Consider the following 21,482-nt stretch of genomic DNA (forward strand, 5'->3'; position numbering starts at 1 on the left):
GCGCATCGCGTGGCTATTGACTTCTATCGCACCAAGGAAATTTGAAGTTTGCGGGGTATCGAGCGCGGTCACGGTTGAGCCGCAGTAGGTATCGAATACCACCGTCACAGAGGCCATTTTGCGCGCAGTCGGCGTGCGAATGGGTCTGCGCAGCAATGCGCGGGAATTGCATCTCCCTCGGGTCAGCTGGCAAGCGAGTATAGCGCGCCACGCGGCTCTGGGATTTTTCTGTGAACCGTGGAATGCACACTTCTCCTGTTAAACACTTTACGCATCATGGCGAGCCGTTTGCCATTGATGTTTTGCTCTCCAACGATACGACCGGATTTGCCGAGTCGTTCGAGCATGTTGGCGCGGATATCGATTCCGACGAGACCCACCTGCTGGCACAAGGTAGTGGTGTCGATGACGATATTTCGCTGGACGACGAAGAGCTTGTCCAAGAAGAGCGGCCGCAACCTGGTCGCCGCGTTCGCTCGGCGCCTGTTCAGGTTCGCGAGCTTGCTGAGGGTGAGGTCGTATCGGTATACACCCGCCTCGTAGATTACGGCTTACTGAAGAAGCTAACCGACATTGTGCTAGCCAAGGTTTCCGTGCCCTGGCACCTGCGCGACGACGCGGCGCAGGAAGTGCACGCGGCCTGGGCTGCGTTGACCGCTAAGCCGAATTTTCAGCGTAACCAGCTGGCACGCTATGCCTACATGTCGGGCCAACATGCCGCTTTGAAGCTACGTCGCAACATCGGTGCGGTCGTCGCCATTCCGGGCGCCTTGTTCCGCACCGGTCGGGACAGCTCCTTCATGGAAGCGATTGGCGCCGCGGTTAATCCTAAGGACGTCGATGACTTCAAGGATTCGCTTGAACTGTCGGTTGAGCCAGAAGATTACAGCCAGCTGCCGCAACAAGTAACGCCGGATTATTTCCGAGTGCGCATTGAAGGGCTGCCGCTCTCCAAGAGCCAGCGCGCCGTCGCCGAACGGGTACTGGTGCGCCGTATGAACGTGGATAGCATCGCCACTGAACTGAATGTACGCCCGACGTATGTCGAGCGGTTGATTGCACAGGTCACCCAGATGCTCAATTCAAGGGATGACCAGGTACTGGGCAATGCATCGGCCGCCCGCAAGAAGTCCAAGAAAGCCGCCGGCATGGTGGGAATTAAAGGGGAGTAGTTGATGCTGCGCATCAGGGTGAAACACACATTGTTCTCCGTCGCCGCGCTTGCGGCGCTTAGCCTTGCCCATCCTGCCCAGGCGGTTGACCTCGGGGTGGAAGGGCAGGTCTACGAGGTGATTGAAGAGGATTTTCGTGTCACCCTGATGCGGCTTGTTGCGCGTCACGATTGGTCGACCGACCAGGAGGAACTCAAGGAGTCCGCGCAAGACTATACCAAGAATCTACCGTCCTACATGCTGCCTCGGGCAGATGTGACGCGCACGCGTTGGAAGGATGTGGGTATCGTTGTTTCGGAGGACATCTACCTGCCTTGGGTGGACTGGCAGTCAGGTTCCGTGTTTGCTCCCGGCAAGGTGCTTGCCGCGCAGGCGGGCACGTATCTCAACCCTATTGCCAAAATGCCAGCCGCGGGCATCGAGCGCTTGTTTATTTTTGATGGCACCGACCCGGCGCAGATGAGCTTCGCACGTGAGTTGCTCAAGCAGAACGTTGAGCAACTGAGCTTCATGATGATTGCAGGCGATGTTGGCGAGCTTTCGAGCGAAGTCGGTCGCCCCATTTACCATCCAGCGCCCAGCATGCTTGAGAAGTTTCATGTGGAAGCCGTGCCTACGCTGATTGGCTTTGGCCGGGGGCCGCACCAGGGGCATATGGCCATTACTGAAATCAAGCTCCCGGCCGACAGTTCCGTCGTCAAGGAGGCGTGGTTTGGCTTAGGGGATGCTGGAGAGGTTGCGCCTCCGCAGCCCGCTGTACTGACAGAAACAACGCCCGCCGCTGACCAGCAAGACGCCCAGCAGGATGGTGCAACCGAATAAGGATGGTCGCTATGCTGCGTAAAGTACAAAAATTCATTGCATCCCTCAGTCTGCTAGCTGCAGCTGTGCTCCCCCTTGCCGCTGAAGCGTCCCCTGGATGCGTTGGCAAGATGTGGAACCCTCTCACTGACCTTGATTTCCGCAACATGGGCGGCATCAAGATTGTCGGCTTTCCATTAATGGACGCTCCCAAGTCTGTAGGGGAGCCTCCAAAGCATAAGGCTGACCCGATTTGCTTCTGTGAGGATGGTCTGAACTCTGGCTTCGGGTTTGGGCTGACCTTCTGGATGCCTTCATACATCAATGACGTGGCTCGCCAGGCGGGCTGCCTGGGCTTCCTGTCCGGCATCAACATTCTCCCCGGCTTCATGTCGCTTTCCTCGGGCCAAGAGTACAACGCACACTCTCCGCGCAAAGACGGTGTTACCAATATGCAGGTGCACTGGGTCTATGCGGACGTCGCCGCGATTGCTGGCAAGGCACTGTTCGAGAAATGCAATGCTGTGACAGGTAGTATGAAAATCGGCTACCTGACCGAGCCTGACTTCATCTTCCAAAACGACGTTTACTCCGCCATCATGACGCCGCAAGTCTCCCTCCTGGCAGAGGCACCGCTCCTTTCCCAGATGGCGTGTGGATTCGAGTCCATGGCGAACACATTGGGCGATTGGCAGGACTGGGGTATTTGTGCCTGGAAGGGTACCCGCATGCCTCTCACGGCGAATGCCATCGCCAAGGATTCCGCACAGGTGACTAATATGGACGTCACCATCAAGTACCTGACCCGTTCAGCGCTTCTTGGCCTGACTATGCGCACCATGGGCGACGACGCGGTATGCAAACCGAAATACCAGCCGTTCTATGACCCGTTCCAGCATCGCTATCAATGGGCCTTCCCGGCTAAAGTAACGACGCGCTACAACATCGACATGATTCGCTGGGGGACTTTCATCAAGGATGATGGACAAGCCAGCATGATTTCGCTGAATGCGGATGCGGCTGCTATTGCCAACATGGACTCCACTATTGCGGTTGGCCAGGCTGGCGCGCCGTCCTCGAGCGGGTTGTCCATGGCTGAAGGGATTGTGAGTCGCCTGCCCAAGCCCCTTAACTTCCCGTCCCGTGAAGCCGGCTACATGCAGGTTTGGGAGGCACGTCAGTGCTGCCTCATGGTGCTGACCATCGAGAATGTGATTGAGATGATTGCAAGCAACCTGATTCCCCAAGGCAGCTTGTTGGAACAGCTCTATAACGCCTACAAGGTCGCGGATGCGGTGTATCAAGCCGTTACAGACCCGGTTGGCGCAGCCTTGGGATTCATCGGTGATGGCTTGGGTGCCGTTTTCGATGGTGTTGGCAGCAGCGTCGGGGATGTGTTCAGTGATGGCGTAAGTGGCGCTGTCAGTGGCATCGGCAACTCCCTTGGGCTGAATGGCGGCAATATTTTCGGCTCTGGCGCATCGCTTGAGCCGGCGTACACGGCCCCGACACCACTATCCATTGCTTTGGCAGATATACCTTTGACGGAACAAAACTGATATGAAGCCATCCTCCCTAACGCGCGCCGTGATTCTCGCGGCTTCCCTGGGGCTGCCGATGGCAGCCCTTGCTGACACCGAAGCCGCTACGGCAAAAATGCAGGCCATCATGAAAGGGGATGTTTCCCAGTTGCCGGAAGCGACGCAGAAAGCCATTGCCTCCGTCGAGGCCAGCACCAAGGCAGAAGCGGAAATGAACAATGTCCCGCAATCGGTCATCGACTTCTCGATTGAGCAGTCCGCCAAGCTGCGCCAACAAGCTTTGCAATCGTACGTTAAAGCGCTCCCTCCCAAGGACCAGGCGTTCGGCGCCCAAGTGTTGCTGGGAGATGGCTCCATTGGCGGCGGATACGGCAAATTCTACTTTTTTGTCTCTCGCTCTATGCCTGTCTCTCTCTTGAAGGCCTACTCGTTGGCGGCGCTCAATACTGGCGGCACGTTGGTAATGCTCGGCGTTCGCAAGGGTGACACCATCAAGGAATACATGGATGAAGTCGTCGAGGACTTCAATAATGCGGATGGACAGGTATTGGGCGGCATTGAGCTGAACCCGAACTTGTTCGACATGTTCGACGTTAAAGTCGTCCCCAGTGTCGTCTGGTCGAATCGCATGAACCTGGATGATATCGGCTCAGGATGTGAGGACGCCCCTGGTGCGCAAGCTCAAAAGCTCACGCTGCAGGGCCCGGATGATGAGCCCCTGGTCGTGGATAAGCCGGTATGCGCCAAAGCGAAGGAGAGCACCTATTTCAAAATTTCTGGGGCACTCAACATCAACTACGTCCTGGAACGATTCAAGGACGCTGGCGCCCCCGCAGAGGTCATTCAGCACTATCAGGACCTCCTGGCTGACCAGCATGGCAATGTGAATGACCGTAATCAGGCTGTTCAAGTCACCGGCAATGCCATCACCCCCATCAAGGGAGACTTGCATATCGACTCACTGCCCAAGCATGTGTTGCAGCATTGGCAGGAGGAGTTGGCCACCAAACACGTGATGCGCGGGCCGTACGGCCCGGTGTTCTCTGAAGACGGTAAGGATGACGTGATTTACCGCAAGGAGCTAGCAGAAAAGGTGGCACACGGGCTCGGCCTGTAAGTCATACCAGTCCTGGGGTGACAGCGGCCGCTTCTGCCAGGGCCGCCAGGCGCTCAGGGGAGAGTGGTGGCGCAACGACGATATCGGCAGTTGCGGTTCCATGCGCGACCACCTGCATCCCCTCCCATGGCATCAAGGAGTTCCCGCGGAGCACAAGCAGCTCCCCAAGCTTCAATGAGTGCACATTGCAATTAGCGATGAGCTGGACGGCCGTCATATGCGCACAAATCACATCCAGGTCCACGCCCGTTACTGAGATGCGCTGAAGCATCGATGGGCCATAGTCGGTCCACGCCGCATTCAGGAATGCGAGTAGCATCACGCCACTTCCGCAGGCCGGGTCACATACCCGAATCAAACCCCCGTCATGCGCCTCAAGGTCTCCCATGGACATCCTGGCCATCATTGATGCCACCGGGAATGGGGTAAAAAACTGGGCCAAGCCCTGTCTGGAGCCGTGGGATGCCAACTCCATGTACATGGGACCCAAGATGTCCTCGAAGGGCACAGAGCGCGATACGAGCTCGCTGTACGCCTCGATGCCGGCGACCACGGCATCACTTGCATCCTCGGGCACCGTATCAAGCTCAGGGAGGCCCCATAAAGTACGAAGGCCGCTCAAGAAGTAGCGCAGCATCTCATAGGGCCTGTATCGATATCCCATGTCCAGCGCAGACACTAAGGGCTTCATGCGCCGTGCATCCATTACGCCACCCTCCAGCTGAAGACATGGTTGCCTGGATGGCGACTTTTTCTAAATCCGCCCTCAGCCAGTGCGCGCTCGACGTAAGCGCGCCCATCTTCATGGGGAAGGCGAGCTGGGGCGCCTAACGCTATCAGCTGCCGAATGGAATAGTCGACACCGGACTCGCCTAACCTGATTTTTGACAAGCTGCGTTCCGATACCACCCGGCCATCTCGCGCAATGATGTGCGTCCGCGCAGAAGACCTGCCGTGATAAAGACCATTCAAGGCCCGATATACAATCCCCGCATGGCCAGGTTTAACCACTTCGCCATCTGCGTTGTAGCGGGTAACAGGGTCGGAGTAGGACACCACCCCCTTTACGTCCGGTAGCGCAGCTTTAAGCAACCGGAAGGCGCGAGCGACAAACCAGCTCTCCGCGTTGTACCCCAGAAGCGGATGGTCCAGAAGCACCAGTCGGCCTAACTCAACCCCTTCAAGCAGCGAGCCACCGAGGTATTTACTGATGGCGGCCGCCTGCATAGGTACAGAGAACACCGCCACCCCACCCAGGAAGGCGATGCCGTCCCGAGGCTTTGCAACAAGTCCAACACGGAAGCGTGCCGCGGGATAACTCCCGCTATAGTGATGCTGAATTACAAACTGCTTGGCCTCAGCTTCCGGTAAGGCCACGACTTCGCACCTGCCGGGGTCAAATCGATTGGAGGGAGGGACAAACGTATCCCGTCGATGATGCCATCGTTGAGCACCGTCACTGCCCATTACGGCGGTGAGCGCGAGTTGTGAAGCTTGCATGGGTTGCCTTTTGTAAGGTGTTAACAAGATATACATCAATGTTAACAAATCCACAACCAGAATTTAAGATTGATATCAAATTAACTCTACCCAAATGACGCCGCAATATAGCATTAAATGCTATACTATTGAGATTCCTGGCCGGACGGAGCGTAAGTGTCCGCCTCGACCGCCATTTATAATCAAGGATTAGGCATGTCGTTATCAACCACGGCCGCAGGCACCAATGCCGCGGCCCTTGTTTCCGTTAAAAACATGGATAGGCTAAAAATGTTCTCACCTGGTGGGCTGGAGAAGCTGTCTGTGTTGGTGGTTGAAGATGACCCTGCCATCCAGGAGCTGATGGTTTCCTTCATCAGCAATGACCCTCATGTGGCGGTACGCGCGGTCTCGACCGGCGAGGAGGCCATTGAGGCCTTCCGCGAGAAGTCTTACGACCTCGTCTTTATGGACGTCATTCTTCCCGGTATGCTGGGGACCCTTGCGGCCCGGGACATATCAAAGCTGGCAGCCGAGCGCGGCCATTGGCTTTATCTCACCTACGTGACCTTGTCTCCGCTGGACCCGGACGACCTTACCTTGGTTGAGCGCGGCGTTTGTGACGTCATCACCAAGCCGGTACTGCCGCCGTCCCTTACGGCCCGTATTGCAACCATTCGCGAGCTCGAGTCGGCCCGTCGCTATGCGCTCAACATGGAAATGCGCATGCGCTCGATGATAGAGCAGTCGATTGATGGCTTCATGCTATTCTCGTCCGATGATGAGGTGCTGGAAGCCAATCGTTCAGCCGAGCTTATCCTGAGCGCCGAGCCGGGGCAGTTGATTGGCCGCAAGGCGCAAGAATTCATTCACGGCGAGCAGCAGAAGGAGTATGAGGGCTTCAACGAAGAGTCGTCATTCTCCGTGCATCGCCAAGCACATCCCATTCAACTCGAGATTTACCGTCTGGATGGCACTAAATGCCTCATCGAGGCTCGGTTTAGCGAAGTCCATCTGCCCAAGGAAGGGCGGTGCCTGGCGGTAGCCTTCCGGGACGTCACGGAGAAGGTTGAATACGATAACGCTATTAATTACGTCGCCTCGCACGACCCCCTGACCCGCTTGCCCAATCGCCGACTGATGCAGCATCGCTTGGCGCAGACCATTCAGCTGGCCAAGCGCCATAACCGCAAGATGGCGCTATTGTTCATCGACCTGGATGGGTTCAAGATGGTGAACGACACGTATGGCCACGCGGCCGGGGATAAGGTGCTCCTCGAGATTTCTCACCGCTTCAAAGGGCTCATCCGGGACAGTGATACAGTTTGCCGCCAGGGTGGTGACGAGTTCGTCGTTATTCTCGCCGAAATTGAAGGTGAGGATGACGCTATGGATGTCGCCAAGCGGTTCTCCGAAGCGGCCTGCAAGCCGGTTCAGGACCAGAATCGGCTCTATCAGGTTGGTGCCTCCATTGGGATTGCCTCGTTCCCGGACGCTGGCGAAGACGCTGAAACCTTGATGCGCCATGCGGACATGGCGATGTATCACGTCAAGGAAAATGGGAAGGGCGCCGTATTGAGCTTCTCCACCGCGATGCACGAAGAAGCCTCGCGAAAGATTCAGCTCGAAAATGCGCTTCATGAAGCTCTGCGTAACAAGGAATTCGTCCTGCACTACCAGCCGCAAATCTGTTTCAAGACAGGACAACTAGTGGGTGTTGAAGCGTTGATTCGCTGGATGCATGAAGGCGAGCTCATCTACCCAGACAACTTCATCGCTGCAGCGGAGGAGAGCGGCCTGATTGTGCCCATTGGTGAATGGGCCTGTTCTGAGGCGGCACGCCAAATCGATTTCTGGCGCAAGAAGTATGGCTGGTCGCCATCAATCTCAGTCAATGTGACGGCAAATGGCTTCACGGGTCGCCTTGTGAGTCACTTGAAAGCGGTGCTGGAAGACTATCGCCTGCCTGAAAACTCGCTGGCGCTCGAGCTGACTGAAAGCATGTTGGCCACGGACTTCGATGGCACGCTCTCCTGCATGCATGCGCTCCAGGCGATGGGCGTGTCCATCTCCCTGGACGATTTCGGAACTGGTTACTCAGCGATGGCCCAGCTGCGACGGTACCCGCTGAGCGCCCTTAAAATCGACAAATCCTTCATTGGCAACCTGAGCGACCGCCGGGACGCCGCAATTGCAGAAACGGTGCTCATGATTGCGAAATCGCTCAACATGAAGACGGTGGCAGAAGGGGTTGAAACCCGCGAGCAATACGAGTGGCTAAAGGAGAAGGGCTGCGACGTATGGCAAGGTTACCTGGCGTCGGCACCCAAGCCCCCTGACCAAGTCGTCTGGATGTACCCGAATGAATTCAACCTGCGCAAGCAGGGTGGAAAAGTAACTTGACATAAAGCTACAAATTTGGCATAGTTAAGCCTCTCCCTCCGAGAGGCTTTCTTGTATGACCATCCGCCAAACAGAAGCGCAGTTCAAGGCTGCGTACATATCCCAGTTTCTTGCCACATATATGGCGCATCGGTATGAAGCAGACTGCATGAGCGGTCATGCTGGCGAGCCCTATAAGCATCAGCCTATCGAGGATGCGGCATTCCTGGCGAATGAAGCCTGGAATCAGATTTCTGAATTTGTGGAAAACTCGGCCCCGCACGCGCATACGCTATGTGGCGTCTTTGCCATTCCAGCGAAGTAATCTGGCATACTCTAGCAACTTTAAACGAGGATAGCTTGATGGCCGACCACGACCATGATGAAGATTGTGAATGCTGTCGCCTTGGGCCTGACGAATACCTTGAACAAGTAGAGGCCATAATCGAGCAATACGGGCTGGCTGTCATTCCTACTGGAACTGAATGTGCCGGTAGACCTGTCAAATTTTCCTACACGGTGGGGCTATCCTCTCAAGGAATGCCAGAATTGATTGTCTTCTCCATGCCGCCGGATATCTCCCAGCCTATCTTGAATCACGCTGCCAACTTGTTGCGCAAGAATGCGCTTGCTTTCGACGAGCCGGTCCAGTTCAAGTTCTTGCCGCTCCCGCTCGTTTTCAAGAAGGTTCCGGCAGGGGCTGCTGAAGATTTCATCTGCGTCGCCAATGTGCGTGCGGGAGAACCTCTTCCCGCGGTGCAGGTGGTCTGGTGTGATGCCGATGGTAACTTTCCTTGGCAAGCAGGCTTTGATGAGCGAGCAAAATTCGCCCAACCCTTACTGTTTGAGAGTATGCACTGATGACGGTCGTTACCCACTGGCAAGATAAATCGTGCCAGCAATGCCCCAGCCTGGCTTCCTGTCGCACGCAAATCGTTGTCGCGTCCCCTTGTCGTGTCGGAGGGCTGCTTGCCATTGGCGAGGCCCCTGGCGCTGACGAGGATGTGCAAGGTGTTGGCTTTGTGGGTACGGCAGGTAAAACCTTGGACCGGCTGATGTTAGCGGAAGGGGTGTCTCGAGATGAGTATGGTCGAGCCAACATCTGCCGATGCCGGCCACCTGAGAACAGGAAGCCCAGCTCGAGCGAAATCAAGGCCTGCATCCCGTACTTGGCCAACTTGCTTGAAACCTTCAAGCCGCGTGTTGTTCTAGCGGTCGGGGGAACCCCAACGGCTGTCTTGTCCGGGGCCGGTACGCTCTATTCGAAGCTGGAAGCGCGGAATTCAGATGGAGACTGGTCTGCGGCCAGGGAGGCCGGCTCCGCGCATCCTGGAATACAGGACGCATTGCGCAGCGTGGAGTTCCTGGTGCCGATGCCGCACACCAGCCCACTCGCCTTTAATCGCAATGCGCCGTCAGGGGAAAAATGGGCCAATGTTGCAGCGCGCCAGGTTGCGCTTGCTGTGGCCCTTGCCAAAGGTTAGTGGCGCGGTCTGTCGGTGGCGCGATTCATGGCTTTAATTTGGTCGGCCATCTGCTCCACCGTCATCTCCTCGTCGCCTATCATTACCTTGGCGCCTGAGGGCTTCTCCTCAACATCGCCATCATCGGAGTTGTCGGCCGTTGCAGCCTGCTGCTGAGCGACAGGGACCGCAGGAGATTGCGAGACCTCCTGGTGCTTCTCCTGAGCCTGAATCCGGCTCTCCTGGTCAGCCTGCGCATTCTTCATGACCGCGAGGTCGGCGGACAATTCCTTCACGATAGCCTCGGTGTCATTAAGCCTCACACTCAATTCCTTGGCTTGCGTAAAAAGAATAAACACCCACGACCCCATTGAAATCATGACCCCGAGCGCGACCAGCATGCCTGCGGCGATAAGGACCCCCTTGGGTACTGGCCGCTTGGCTTGGGCTTCTGTTGCCGCCACCTCCGCGCTCATCGAACACCTCCATTGACTGCTCGACGACGAGCGCTGATACGGCTGTTGGTCTGTTTCGCCGGGCGAGCCGCCGCAATCGCTTCCTGTCCCTTCCAGGTCAGTACGAGATACGCCTTGCGCCCACGCTTATCCCGCTCCCATGCCACCAGTTCCTGCAACTCAAGGGGGATAAGGTGCTCATTCAGTTGCTCGCGCAACTCCTTGGGAATCTTGCTCTGCGTGAGCCCATCCTCACCTGCAGAGGCAATCAACAGGAATAGGCGGACAGCTTCATCCGTCAGGCCATAGGCCTTGGTGCAACCGGACTTACCTTGCAGAATGCCAGTTGCGTCCAACATGCTCTCATCGACTAATGAGACGCGAACCCCATCTTGGTGGGCCATTTACTACTCCAGTGGTTGATGAATTTAGTTACGGAACCCGCAGTTCTGCTGTAACCCACGCGCAACCAGACCGCTTTCGTGCTGGTCAACTTTGAACCAGGCCGCCGCCAGGCCAGGCTGGTTGGCTTTTACCTGCTCAGGGGTCTGGGGGTACTGCAGCGACATTGCGGAGAATTGGGAAACGGCATTTAAGAGGTCGGGCGTTGCGCCGGCAAACACCCCGTCCAAAAGCGGAATGCGGCCGAACTGGAAGTCCAGCATCATGCGGGAAGGGATGGGCTGTCCATTCAGCTGCGTTATTCGAATCGCAGGGGCTTCCCCAGTACGACAACCTACAGCAACGCGATACTGACCGTCAGCGGACATCAGCCATACTGCGTAGCCCGCCTCAGTCTTGGCTTCGGCCCATTTGGTGGGCAGCAGGGGTTGTTTGTCCTGCCCCGGGGCCTGCCCGGCAACACCCTGCTTATTGGAGCCCTTGTCCGGGAAGTACTGCGACAACTGGGGGAATAGGGTCACCACGGAATCCGACCAGTAGTAGGTCATCGGAACAATCGCCAGGATGAACAGAAAAATCCACATAGCAGCCTTCAGTTACTCAGCAAGTAAATAAAAAGGCGCCATCAAGGACGTGAGTCGCATGATGGCGCAAAACCGAAAATTCGTTCCAACCAATGAGAGATGCACGGCGGCAAGCCAGGTAAGGCTGATAGATGTCAGTGCAGATACCACTCATTCACAGTGCCCGAGGGCATTAATTTGTCGGATATCGTAGTATAGTAAGAAATGCTATATAATGTAACGTCCGCATAATTAAGAGTGCGCGCCGGCGCTATACCTCCACAGGTATCTTAATTTTTATTCAGGAGGAAACATGACAACAGAAGTTAATGTCGCCGATGTCCAGGAGCGCTTCGGCAAGGTGATGGCAGCGCGCAAGACTGCCAATGAGCTGATAGGGCTCTTTGACCGTATTGTCGATAGCACGAAGTTTAGTCAGGATGAGAAGCCTTATTGCTTCGGCTACCTGCTTCAGCGTGCTGCCCAGACGGTACCGGCCAAGGACGCCAGCTCATTACTGGCCGCCATTCGACGTACGGAGGCTATGCCGGAAATGCGAAAGGCATTCAGTTATGACGACGCAGAGCGAATTTCTGCTGCAATCGTGCGCCGGATGCTCACCAGTGTTCCGTTGGAGCAGGAGCCGCTTAATCGCATGCTTGATGCACTCGAGCGCGCCAAGGTCACCTTGGATAGCGGCAACTGCATGAGTCTGGCGGTATTGGCCGAAATGGAGTTCGACACGTTGGAGCGAATTGCCGTGCTAACGGATTACGCTTACGACCCGAAGACTGACCCGCTGTTGAATTCTGAAGGGGTCGTCACCAATGAGGCTTTATTCTAGGAGAGCATGATGTGGACAATTTCGTATAAAGGCCTGTACATCCATGGCTACTGTGACAAGGATGTATGTCGAGTAACCGCCGCGGATGGCATGAGTATCGCCAGAAATTGCAAGTCATTGCATGCGGCCAAACTTGCTGCCACCAAACACCTTAAATCGGTATAACCTCTAACTGCCAGCCCATTTGGACTGGCAGTTTTTACGCACAGGCTGTGCACAGATTTTGTGTGAAACCTTGTGGATAACTCTTCCAACTTCAAGAATTCGTTTGAAAAGTTTTGCTTGCCTAAAAAATACTCAGCCCACTGCGGGATTGGCTAACCACTTGACAATTAACTAAAAATATGTATAATAAAAAGCAATCATTTGGAGTTAAACGATGGCTGAAAAGCTAACGGAATCGCAAAAGGCGCTAAACAAGGAAGCAACTCGATTGCGCAATAAAGCCTATAACGCGCGTAAGGCTGCTTTTTATGCCGCGGTTGATGCCGCAGAGCAGACCATCAGGGATGGCGCGTTGGGTGCGGCCTCGGATTCATCAAGCAAGGCGTTGGATGCGGCAATCACCCAGCGCAATGCTGCCTTGGCTGAAATTCGTGCTCAAATTGAGGTGCTGACCGCAAAGCTTGCTGAAACTGAGGCCGCGTATTCTCCAGTCCTTAGCGAGTTGAGGGCGGTGCGCGATGACGCCTACACAAAGTTGCGCGCCGCTGAACGCGAGGTTAGGCAGAAGATTGAGCAGGACTATGCGGATGTAGCCGACTGCAACAGCGCTACGCAATGGAAGGATTTCGAGGAGTTCTTGCCTGATGTTGCGGGGAAGACCGAATGAGCCACAGCATTGTCGTCTCGCCGGCAGAGCAGCACTGGAAAGCGCCAGGTGCTACACCGGCCACGGTCGGGGAATACCTTGCCGCCCTGGAGCCCGCGTCAGCGGACCCGGGCAATCGGCGCTGGTGGAACGGTAAATCTTGGTCCAAGCCCTATAATGTGTGTTGGCCTGAAGAATTAAAGGCGCAAGCGCGCGCGGAGCTGGATGACTTCTTCCCCTACTGGGTAGATGCTCGGTTGGACTGAGCAGACAAACAAAAAAGGCCGGGAATTCCGGCCTTTTTTGTTGCTGCGTTTAGTGGTGAACAGCCATGGAGCCGATGAGATTCAGCGCCACCGCACCGCAAACCACATCCTGAACTGCCTGGCTGGACGTTACGCCATGCCCATAGGAGAGCAGGTCGGCGCATTCTGCGGCGACGAGCGGGGAAGCCATTGAGGTTCCACCCCACACCCCAAGGGCGCCGTGCAGGTCATAGCCGAGCACATTATTGCCAGGAGCTTCAACGAAGTTGTACCCCGTTGTGCTACCCGTGTGGTTGCTGAATGAGGCCGAGGACAGGCCGGTGCTGGTTTGCTGGTCGGCCCCGACCGCGATGCAGTTGGTGATGGTCTGGGCATACCCCGCTGGATAATCAGGCGTGTTGCTGCCTTCATTTCCGGCGGCCATGCAGACAATCACGTTATGCGCCGATGCATACTGCAGCGCTTGCTGAAGAATGGCGTCAGGGCTGCTCGCGCCGAGCGACAGGTTGATGACGTTGGCGCCGTGGTTGACCGCGTAGTTAATAGCGGAGGCAATATCTGTATCCGAGCCGTTGCCGGCAGCGTCCAGCGCCTTCAGAACCATCAGGGTGGAATCGTAGGCGCCGCCCACGACACCATTCCCGGTATCAGCCGCGACCATTTCGCCTGCGGTGAAGGTGCCGTGGCCATTATCGTCCTGCACATTGGCGCTATTGTTGACGAAATTCCAGCTGTACTGGCTCAGGTGCTGGGTCAGCGCCGGATTGGTCAGGTCGATGCCGGTGTCGATGTCCGCAATAACCACGCCTTTACCCGTCATGCCATTCGCCCAGGCGTCCTGGAACTTCGGGGTGGTCACACTCCAGTCCAGATTGGTCGGGGTTGCGGCGGCCTGATGCACGGTACCGGTCACCAGATTCACAGCATTCAAGACATTGACTTCACCATAGCCAGAGGTTGTATCCCAGGCGCCAGGCACCGGGAAGGGAGTAGGTGATGTAGCCGGAGTCGTAGCCACTGGCGCCGTCACCACATGATTTAGGGTGCCATCGGCGTTGAAGTAGTCCGTCTCGAGCAGCGTGCCGGAGCCGTCGTACTTAGTCTCCGTGGTAAGTACGTTATTGACGTACCCAAACACATCATTTTCGAACACCGTCTGGCCGTGATAGTGCGTTTCAGTCGCCACCTTGTGGGCGGCGGTGTAGGTGAAGGTGTCGGTTTCAGTAATGGAGGTGCCGTCAGAGGAATACACATCCACCGATTGAGCAAGGCCCAAGCCGTTGTTGTATTGAACCTGGGCCAGTGTGCCGTGATTGTAGGTATCCACCTCAAGCGCGACGTGCCCTGGTCGGCCGGAATAGGTCGTCACAGACGCGAGCGTATTGTCTGCGTTATAGATGGAGGCCTTGGCCACTTGGCCATGCATGAGCACATCGGTTTCCAGCAGATTTCCTGCCGCGTCATAGCGATTTTCAAGAGCGCTATCCCGGGGCATGGTGGCGAGATAGGAAAACTTATCTACCTCCGTCACGCGACCGGTACTGTCCGCAATCACCGCCTGCGTCAGCACAAGTCGATTACCTGCGGGAGAATAGGTGTCGGTCTCTGTGCCACCGCTTGCGGTCGGCTTGATAGCGGTCACCCCGGTCAGGGTCGTGCCGGTGTAGCTGAAGGCGTCCTGCTCGACGATGGTCTTGCCATCAGGGCCATACAGGGTCGCCGTCTGCTCCAGGCCATTCGTGCCGTAGGTCAGCACATCACGAAGGCCGCCATTGCGCAGGTTGTAGTCCGTTTGGGTGATGCCTTGCGCGGATATCGCCACCGTTTTTGCGAGCGCGCCGTTGGCATAGAAATCACGCTCGATAAGCGTGCCATCCGGAGCGTAGCGGTCAAGCTCGGTTAACACTCCGCGGGAATATTGAAACCGGTCTTGCTCCTTAACGTGCCCATCGGCACCGAACTTCGTAATCGAAGAAAGAAGCCCATTGGAGCCATAGGTGGCATGCTCCTGGACGTGGACGTTGTCAACTGAATAGGTATCAACCTGCAGCTGATGATTTTGTACATACTTCACTACTTTTTGTTTGGCCGTCATAGGCACCTCTCAAAATCAGCGGGGAGTTCCCCCAATGCCCCGTATAGGCGTAAAAATGGCGCCGCTCCCTTGGTGGAGAGGCGCCAGATTGATAGCCGCGATACTTAGGCGATGCGGTGTTTCGTATGCCAGGCATTACGCCAGGCGATAAGGGCATCCGGAGGTAGCGCTCGAGTAGCAAGGAATCCTTGCCAGATATCGACGCCAAGGTGTTCCAGCACGTCGAGCTGGGTTCGACTTTCAACGCCTTCTACGACAGTCTTGAGTTGCATGCTGTCCGCCATGGCCAGTACCGCTTGCAGGATGGCGATATCCGGGCGGCCGCCGGCGGAGACCAGAAGCTTGCCGTTTTCAACCTTGGCATCCTGGGTGGACTGGATGAAAGAGCGGTCAATCTTAAGTGTCGCCACCGGGAAGGATTTCAGGCGTTCCATTGAGGAATACCCGGTACCGAAGTCATCCACATGAAGGCGAACACCAATATCGGCTAAGGCCTTCATGACCCGCTGGGCCTCATGATTGCTGGCCCCCATGGCAAGTTCAGTAACCTCCAGCTCGAGGAGGTGCGGCGGAAGATTGAACTCAGCGAGCACGTTGCCAACCAGGGTCAGCAGCTCGTCGGAGAAGTCGGCCGGGGGGACATTCACGGCAATCGGGAGTTCATGGCCTGCCGCGCGCCACAGGGCGCCTTGCTTCGCCGATTCACGCAGCGCCCATTTGGTAATACGGGTCACCACGTTAAGGTCCGAGGCTACCTGCAGGATGACATTTGGGCCTCGAATGACGCCGCCGTCGTTCCAGCGCAACAAAGCCTCGACGCCAGTGACTTCACTGGTCTTCACGTCGACCTTGGGCTGGTAGTACATGACGAGCTCGTTATTGGTCAGCGCCAGGAGCACTTTGCGCTCAATGAAGAGCTTGTCCGCATCAAGGCGGGTTTCCGGCGCGTAGGTCTCGATAGAGCCACCCGACAAGCCGTTGTGCTCGGCACGTGAGAGTGCGACTTGGGCACGCGCCAGCAAATCGGTAGTTGATTTCCCATGGGCTGGGAAGCAGGCAATGCCAATGTTGACCGGCAGCACCATTGAGGTGCCGTCATCAAACTCTATAGGCGCATTACAGGCTGCCTGTACGCGTTTTGCGACCATCACCGCGTCGTCATGGTCTGAAATCTCCTGGAGCAAGGCGACAAACTCGGTACCGGTCTCACGTGAGACGCTGTCTTCCAGGCGGAGCGCGCCCATCAAGCGCAGGGACAACTCGCGGGCTAGAACGTCCACAAAGTTACGGCCCTTGAGCTCAATGATGTCCTTCAGATTGGCCGAGCCAATGGAGATTTTGAGGACGCCTAGATTGCGTGAGTAGCGGGAGCAGAGCTGAATCGACTTGTTGAGCCGGTCATGCAGAAGAATTTGAGTCGGCAGTCCGGTCAATACATCCTGGAACAGCGACGGCGTATCCGCTTGCAGCTCAAAGTTTGCATTGGAGGGACGGAACAACACCATCCGCCAATCGCCTTGTCCTGGGACCGGAAGCGGGGGCAGGGCGCGAATCAGGTCCTGCTCGTGGAATCGCTCTGCAACCACAAGTTCCACTTCCTGGCCAAGCAGGGCTTCAATGGGGGCATTGAGTAACCGGCAAGCCTCTTGGTTGGCATGGGCAATACGCTGGTGCTCGTCGACCAGGAAGGCGCCGTCACGCAGATGCTCAAGCATGGCATGCTGCAACGTCGTCGTCTCGGTAAAGCCCGTCCATACCTGCTTGAAGGCCTGAATGCTATGCAGCTTTACTGCGAGGTCGCCTTCAGATTCTTCAGACCACTTTACTGCTTCACCAGCGCGGCCTTGCGTAGCACTCCAGTCCAGCCGAGGCGCATTGGCTTCAAGATGCCCGGCGTAAAGGAAGATGTCGAGACCACGGGCTATCGCGAAGAGGTCATCCAGCACTTCACGGCATTCGGCATCCGGTCCGGCAACGAGGACAATGTCACAGGGTTGCTGGTGGTAGTCCACCGGCGCACGATGCAGGTAGGAGCAGGTGACGACTACGCCATGGGGGTGAAGCTTGGCCACTGCGGCCGTGATTGCAGCCAATTGAGGCGCATTTGCCGCAACAACCAGTACGCGCAAAGGAGAGATGCTCTGTGATGACATAAGGTACGCTTACACCCGTTAACTCGTAAAAAACGGACCAGAATCTGGTCCGAGTAAGTCTGGTGCCCATGTATTAACTCCGGGCTCTTAAAGTTGTATAGCGTCGAATATGAAAATCAGGCCCTCAGATACAAACTAAATTGTTAATTTTCTGCTGTAAGCATTGCCTTACAAGGCCCGTTTGACCAGGCCTGGGGCACCCCTGTTAATGGAACCCATCTGGCGTCATGATGACCGTTGATGCGTTAAGTTGCTCTATCACTCGAGACTTGGCATTTGCATCCAGACCATCAAAATAAATCTTATGCCATGTGTTTCCCAGCACTAGCTCGCCTACGGTATCGTTGATTAACACCCCCTCGCGGGGGGCGGTCGCCAGAATGCTCCATTTTGCTGAACGCGCTCGCTCGATTAAGCGGCCAATAGTTGGGTTCAACATGTATTGGATGTTATGGGTACCAAGAACGTGAGGACGCTTCAAAACTCCTGCACCCGACATCTTTCGTTGCATCGCAAACGTGAGCCCACTCAACAGCAGGGCCGCCTGATGCCGCATCATCGCCTCATCACCCTGGAAAGCCAGGTCTATCAGCAACGGGGTTGTGCTGTTGAGCTGGTGCACATAGCTTTGAGCGGACGGGCTAGCAGAAAATAGCTGCTTAAAGCCAGCCATAGCCCTGAACCGACGTAACTCCTCCGCCCTCTTGAGTATGAGGGCCTGGATAGATGCTTGAGCACGCGGACCCAATGCTTCAAACTCCGCCAACACCGGCGGGTCCAGTAATTCGCTTGGCTGCTCAACTCCACGGCCCATCCGTTCAAGAAGGTCGCAAACTGCGGGTAGCGTCAAAGGTACCCCGGCTTCTAATTCGCGCTCGACCATGTTTTTCAGAAAGGCATTGACTAGCGAAACCCAAAAATTGCCGTTGCCTGGATTCAAGTGCAACGTTGTCAGTAACTCGACAACCTCTTCAGCGCTCAAGTCGCGTAGCAAATTGAATTCAGCTTGCCCCGTGGAATCGCCCAAATCCACCGAAATCAGCTTGTCTTGCAAGCCGACGGGGATGATGCTGTAAGCCAGCCCAAGGTTTAGAAAAAGGCCGCCAAAGCCGCGCTCAATTGCTTGACCCACGTGGCGCACCAGCCACTCACGTGTTTGCTCTGCAGTGCCATAGACCATTGAATGTCTGAAAAAGTCTTGGCTGGCTGCAGCTTGCAGGCAGGCACCATTCGCATCCCAGACCAGCTCAAACTCATCGGGCGCGATGGTTGGTGCGCCCTCATCGCTAGCCCAGGCACGTAGGGTATTCCAGTCTCGTTGCTGGTGAATGGCGGCAATAGCTTCCAGCGCGCTGGAAAGCTTGAGCTTTATACGATGTTTGTCGCCGAGGTAGGCTATAAGACGATTGGCTTGGTCTTTAAGGGCCGATACGTTTGGATGGTTTAGCATTACACCTCCTCCCGCAAATAGGCAGTCTCTTTCCAAAGTTGCTCATCAGAAACAGGGTACTTCCCGTTTTTGATTCGGCCACAATCCAGACAGACATGAATCTCCGGCCCATCACTGCAACCTGGCACACCTACCTCACTAGGCATGTATCCAAAATGCTCAATGCCTAGATGTGGAATGCTGGTGAAGTTGGAATTACAGGCTTTGGCGAAAACGGAAATCTCGCGATTACTACCGCAGCAGGGGCAGGGGGAGACGGCAGCTGACGTGCCGGACTCAGGCAATGTATTGCTTTGGCTTATAGCCATGGGGTATCTCCATAAGTAATGGCGCAAAAATTGAAGTCGATGCCTGCGTTTCGTCTACGCGCCAGGTCATGGGATACATGAATTAAGTAAGCGTGTCCTGATTCACCATCGGAATTACCGTGCAGGCGGCGGGCCAGGTGCCCACATGGAGAACGCATCTCCATGCAAGACCAGTATATCAATAAATATGATATTATGTAACCAACCTATACCCATGTGCAGGAAACACTCATTCAAGGGAGACATATATCATGGTATGCATTGTATTACCGAGTCAGTTATTGCATCAGAAGGGGAGCGTGTGATGACCATGCTTCCAGTCTATGTTCGCAAAGAGCCGACTCGGTGCGCAGTCACGCTGGCTTATGGTCCGGAAGGTAAGAAGGACACGGTGTTTTACCGTGATTCAAATTGCACGCAGTTAATTGCGCGCAAGCCTTGGCATCAAAGTGGTCATCCAACCAGACGGTCGTCGACCGTGACGCTCAACTGCAATCAGTGGTCCGTCAATTGGGTTAACTAACCCACTCAATCCCTCGCATTTGCGGGGGATTTTTAAGCGCAAAAAAGCCGGGATTCCCCGGCTTGGCTTTACGCGATAGGGCTGTAACCTTAACCGCCAGTGAACATAACGATAAGCCCACCGAATACAAAGGAGGCAGACCCCAGGAACAGCCCCCAGCAGGCACCTTCACTGAGTTCAGAGCGATGTTCACTCAGCTTGGGGTGAAATCCGAAGATATTGAATTTCTCGGGGTCGTAGCTAATCTCAGTGGTCGCGTAACGACGATACAGGGCATACATCACGATAGCACCAATCACCCACACCAGCACGCCGCCGACAAAATGCAGCATAGCGCCTCCAGCTATCTTCCAGACAATTAGCACCAGCGCTACCTTGCCAGCTGGCGTCGCCATGAAGTCGTTTAAGGCCATACCAACTTCCTTGGCCGCGCCGTTCAGAACCTGCCCGATGTGCGCGCCAACCGTGACCCACTCATCAATACGTTGCGCTGCAGGAATATTTTCTAAACTGGGCGAATTTTGAGCCGCCGTGTCAGCGACCTGTTTCATGATTTCAGCGCGCTGGCTGGGAGAGAGCTGGCGCCACCCTGCGTCCTCCATGGCGGAGGACGCCGATACGTTGGCAGCCAATACAGTGGCCGGCAGCAAGAACAGGACAAGTAGCAATAATTTCTTCATAATGACACCCTTTTTATACCATTGAGTGCCTATAATATACCTTAATATAGCTAATTTGTCAACCTATCAGGGTAGGGTATCTGTTCTTCTATTGGGTGTTTCATCGATGGATTGCCCTATACCAAGGCATTAGGACAAATTTTTAAGGAGAATCAAATGAATCGAACTGAATTTGAGCAATTGAAGTCGATGATGGGACCCAGCGAAATCCTGGTGGAGCATCTTAATAACAAAACACCTCGCACGTTACTGGTAGGAACCCTACTGGACAGCAATGGAAAGCTAGAAAAAGCATTGCACATTTACCTGACCACCAGGGGAACCATTGCTAGACTGACATACGCTGCCGATACAATGGATTCGGTTTTCGACAGTTATTCGGAAAGCACATCAATCCTTGCCAAGAACTGCATCCCTTCCAAAATATCCACTGTTGCCAGCGACTTCGAATTCTGCTCATTAATGGCCAAAGCGGTAGGCCACCTTCCGATTTCGGAATTCGCGGCGGAAGTCATGCCGCAGATTGAGGAGTCCATGAAACTAAACAATGGCTATGCAACAGCGACTGCCATTGGATTCATCAAGACGCACCCACAGTTCTTAAAGCTCACGAACGTGACGTGGAATTACACTGCTGATGATTTTGGCCTCGGGCAAAAGCTTCGCTCGCAAGAGTTGGTTGACCGGCTTAATGGCTTGGTTGCCGCTGAAATTGAGCGTGCCTTCCCGAGTAACCGGGTCCCGGATGATAAGACCGACTATGAAATGGAACTTCAATATATCCATCAAAAAGTCGGCGCTTTTGTCGCCCGGTATTTCGAAATCGATTCATGGGGAATGCCGGCAAGCCACGCCGAGAAATTGGTGGCGGCTGTAAGGCAGAACTATTTCAGTCGAAAGAGAGGTGTCATTAACCTGCGAGATACGCTCTCTGCCTAAACTCAAACGGCCCTTTTATAAGGGCCGTTTTTCATTTC

Annotated in this window: 21 protein-coding genes; 12 read left to right on the forward strand and 9 right to left on the reverse strand. The window is 55.4% G+C overall.

What is annotated here, in order from left to right; all coding sequences use genetic code 11:
• The first annotated feature begins 242 nt into the window (after nt 1–242).
• The 4 genes from NMK_RS10425 to NMK_RS10440 are packed head-to-tail and all read left to right on the forward strand — an operon-like array spanning nt 243 to nt 4,631.
• Entirely contained in the window at nt 243–1,172 is a 930-nt protein-coding gene (locus tag NMK_RS10425; RefSeq protein ID WP_109015699.1) for a hypothetical protein, read from the forward strand.
• A 3-nt stretch (nt 1,173–1,175) separates the two neighbouring features.
• A complete protein-coding gene (locus NMK_RS10430; protein WP_146187176.1) occupies nt 1,176–1,994 on the forward strand; it encodes a hypothetical protein in 819 nt (272 codons plus the stop codon).
• An 11-nt stretch (nt 1,995–2,005) separates the two neighbouring features.
• The gene (locus tag NMK_RS10435) at nt 2,006–3,532 is read left to right on the forward strand and encodes a TraU family protein (RefSeq protein WP_181376244.1); all 1,527 of its coding nucleotides are present in this window, start codon (nt 2,006–2,008) and stop codon (nt 3,530–3,532) included.
• Between the two features lies 1 nt (nt 3,533).
• Nucleotides 3,534–4,631 (forward strand): TrbC family F-type conjugative pilus assembly protein, encoded by a 1,098-nt coding sequence (locus NMK_RS10440; protein ID WP_109015702.1) that lies wholly within the window; start codon nt 3,534–3,536, stop codon nt 4,629–4,631.
• 1 nt (nt 4,632) lies between these two features.
• Here NMK_RS10440 and NMK_RS10445 read toward each other — a convergent pair whose 3' ends face one another.
• Together NMK_RS10445 and NMK_RS10450 are read right to left on the reverse strand one after the other, a co-directional pair.
• Entirely contained in the window at nt 4,633–5,322 is a 690-nt protein-coding gene (locus NMK_RS10445; protein ID WP_181376245.1) for an N-6 DNA methylase, read from the reverse strand.
• A gap of 14 nt (nt 5,323–5,336) precedes the next feature.
• Nucleotides 5,337–6,131 carry a Mom family adenine methylcarbamoylation protein gene (locus NMK_RS10450; RefSeq protein ID WP_109015704.1) on the reverse strand — a complete coding sequence of 265 codons (795 nt, stop codon included), beginning with the start codon at nt 6,129–6,131 and terminating at the stop codon, nt 5,337–5,339.
• Between the two features lie 195 nt (nt 6,132–6,326).
• Between NMK_RS10450 and NMK_RS10455 the strand changes: the two genes are divergently transcribed.
• The 4 genes from NMK_RS10455 to NMK_RS10470 are packed head-to-tail and all read left to right on the forward strand — an operon-like array spanning nt 6,327 to nt 9,976.
• A complete protein-coding gene (locus tag NMK_RS10455; protein ID WP_109015705.1) occupies nt 6,327–8,513 on the forward strand; it encodes a putative bifunctional diguanylate cyclase/phosphodiesterase in 2,187 nt (728 codons plus the stop codon).
• 55 nt (nt 8,514–8,568) lie between these two features.
• Nucleotides 8,569–8,817, forward strand: coding sequence for a hypothetical protein (locus NMK_RS10460; RefSeq protein ID WP_109015706.1), 249 nt, complete (start codon nt 8,569–8,571; stop codon nt 8,815–8,817).
• Nucleotides 8,818–8,855: 38 nt separating this feature from the next.
• A complete protein-coding gene (locus tag NMK_RS10465; RefSeq protein WP_181376246.1) occupies nt 8,856–9,353 on the forward strand; it encodes a DUF4262 domain-containing protein in 498 nt (165 codons plus the stop codon).
• Entirely contained in the window at nt 9,353–9,976 is a 624-nt protein-coding gene (locus NMK_RS10470; RefSeq protein ID WP_109015708.1) for a uracil-DNA glycosylase, read from the forward strand. Before NMK_RS10465 ends, NMK_RS10470 begins: the two co-directional genes overlap by 1 nt.
• Here the strand turns inward: NMK_RS10470 and NMK_RS10475 are convergent.
• The 3 genes from NMK_RS10475 to NMK_RS10485 are packed head-to-tail and all read right to left on the reverse strand — an operon-like array spanning nt 9,973 to nt 11,396.
• Entirely contained in the window at nt 9,973–10,431 is a 459-nt protein-coding gene (locus NMK_RS10475; protein WP_109015709.1) for a hypothetical protein, read from the reverse strand. The genes NMK_RS10470 and NMK_RS10475 overlap by 4 nt on opposite strands.
• Complete coding sequence (locus tag NMK_RS10480; protein ID WP_109015710.1) at nt 10,428–10,814, reverse strand: helix-turn-helix domain-containing protein; 387 nt, start codon at nt 10,812–10,814, stop codon at nt 10,428–10,430. Before NMK_RS10480 ends, NMK_RS10475 begins: the two co-directional genes overlap by 4 nt.
• 24 nt (nt 10,815–10,838) lie before the next feature.
• Nucleotides 10,839–11,396 (reverse strand): hypothetical protein, encoded by a 558-nt coding sequence (locus NMK_RS10485; RefSeq protein ID WP_109015711.1) that lies wholly within the window; start codon nt 11,394–11,396, stop codon nt 10,839–10,841.
• 292 nt (nt 11,397–11,688) lie between these two features.
• Between NMK_RS10485 and NMK_RS10490 the strand changes: the two genes are divergently transcribed.
• The 3 genes from NMK_RS10490 (at nt 11,689) to NMK_RS10500 (ending at nt 13,296) form a co-directional block, all read left to right on the forward strand.
• Entirely contained in the window at nt 11,689–12,219 is a 531-nt protein-coding gene (locus NMK_RS10490) for a hypothetical protein (RefSeq protein WP_109015712.1), read from the forward strand.
• A 379-nt stretch (nt 12,220–12,598) separates the two neighbouring features.
• Nucleotides 12,599–13,051 (forward strand): hypothetical protein, encoded by a 453-nt coding sequence (locus NMK_RS10495; protein ID WP_109015713.1) that lies wholly within the window; start codon nt 12,599–12,601, stop codon nt 13,049–13,051.
• Entirely contained in the window at nt 13,048–13,296 is a 249-nt protein-coding gene (locus NMK_RS10500; protein ID WP_109015714.1) for a hypothetical protein, read from the forward strand. The genes NMK_RS10495 and NMK_RS10500 overlap by 4 nt, the downstream gene beginning before the upstream one ends.
• A 49-nt stretch (nt 13,297–13,345) precedes the next feature.
• Here the strand turns inward: NMK_RS10500 and NMK_RS10505 are convergent, their stop codons facing one another.
• The 4 genes from NMK_RS10505 to NMK_RS10520 all read right to left on the reverse strand — a co-directional run bounded on the left by NMK_RS10505 (nt 13,346) and on the right by NMK_RS10520 (nt 20,505).
• Nucleotides 13,346–15,391, reverse strand: a complete 2,046-nt coding sequence (locus NMK_RS10505) for a S8 family serine peptidase (RefSeq protein ID WP_109015715.1) — start codon at nt 15,389–15,391, stop codon at nt 13,346–13,348.
• A 104-nt stretch (nt 15,392–15,495) separates the two neighbouring features.
• Nucleotides 15,496–17,544, reverse strand: coding sequence for a putative bifunctional diguanylate cyclase/phosphodiesterase (locus NMK_RS10510; RefSeq protein ID WP_109015716.1), 2,049 nt, complete (start codon nt 17,542–17,544; stop codon nt 15,496–15,498).
• Nucleotides 17,545–17,749: 205 nt separating this feature from the next.
• The gene (locus tag NMK_RS10515; protein WP_109015717.1) at nt 17,750–18,994 is read right to left on the reverse strand and encodes a glyoxalase superfamily protein; all 1,245 of its coding nucleotides are present in this window, start codon (nt 18,992–18,994) and stop codon (nt 17,750–17,752) included.
• Nucleotides 18,995–19,914: 920 nt separating this feature from the next.
• Nucleotides 19,915–20,505, reverse strand: coding sequence for a hypothetical protein (locus tag NMK_RS10520; RefSeq protein ID WP_109015718.1), 591 nt, complete (start codon nt 20,503–20,505; stop codon nt 19,915–19,917).
• Between the two features lie 156 nt (nt 20,506–20,661).
• On the opposite strand from NMK_RS10520, the gene NMK_RS10525 reads away from it, so the two are divergent.
• Complete coding sequence (locus NMK_RS10525; RefSeq protein WP_109015719.1) at nt 20,662–21,444, forward strand: hypothetical protein; 783 nt, start codon at nt 20,662–20,664, stop codon at nt 21,442–21,444.
• Nucleotides 21,445–21,482: the final 38 nt, after the last annotated feature.

The organism is Novimethylophilus kurashikiensis, from assembly GCF_003112435.1.
Classification (GTDB): Bacteria; Pseudomonadota; Gammaproteobacteria; order Burkholderiales; family Methylophilaceae; genus Novimethylophilus; species Novimethylophilus kurashikiensis.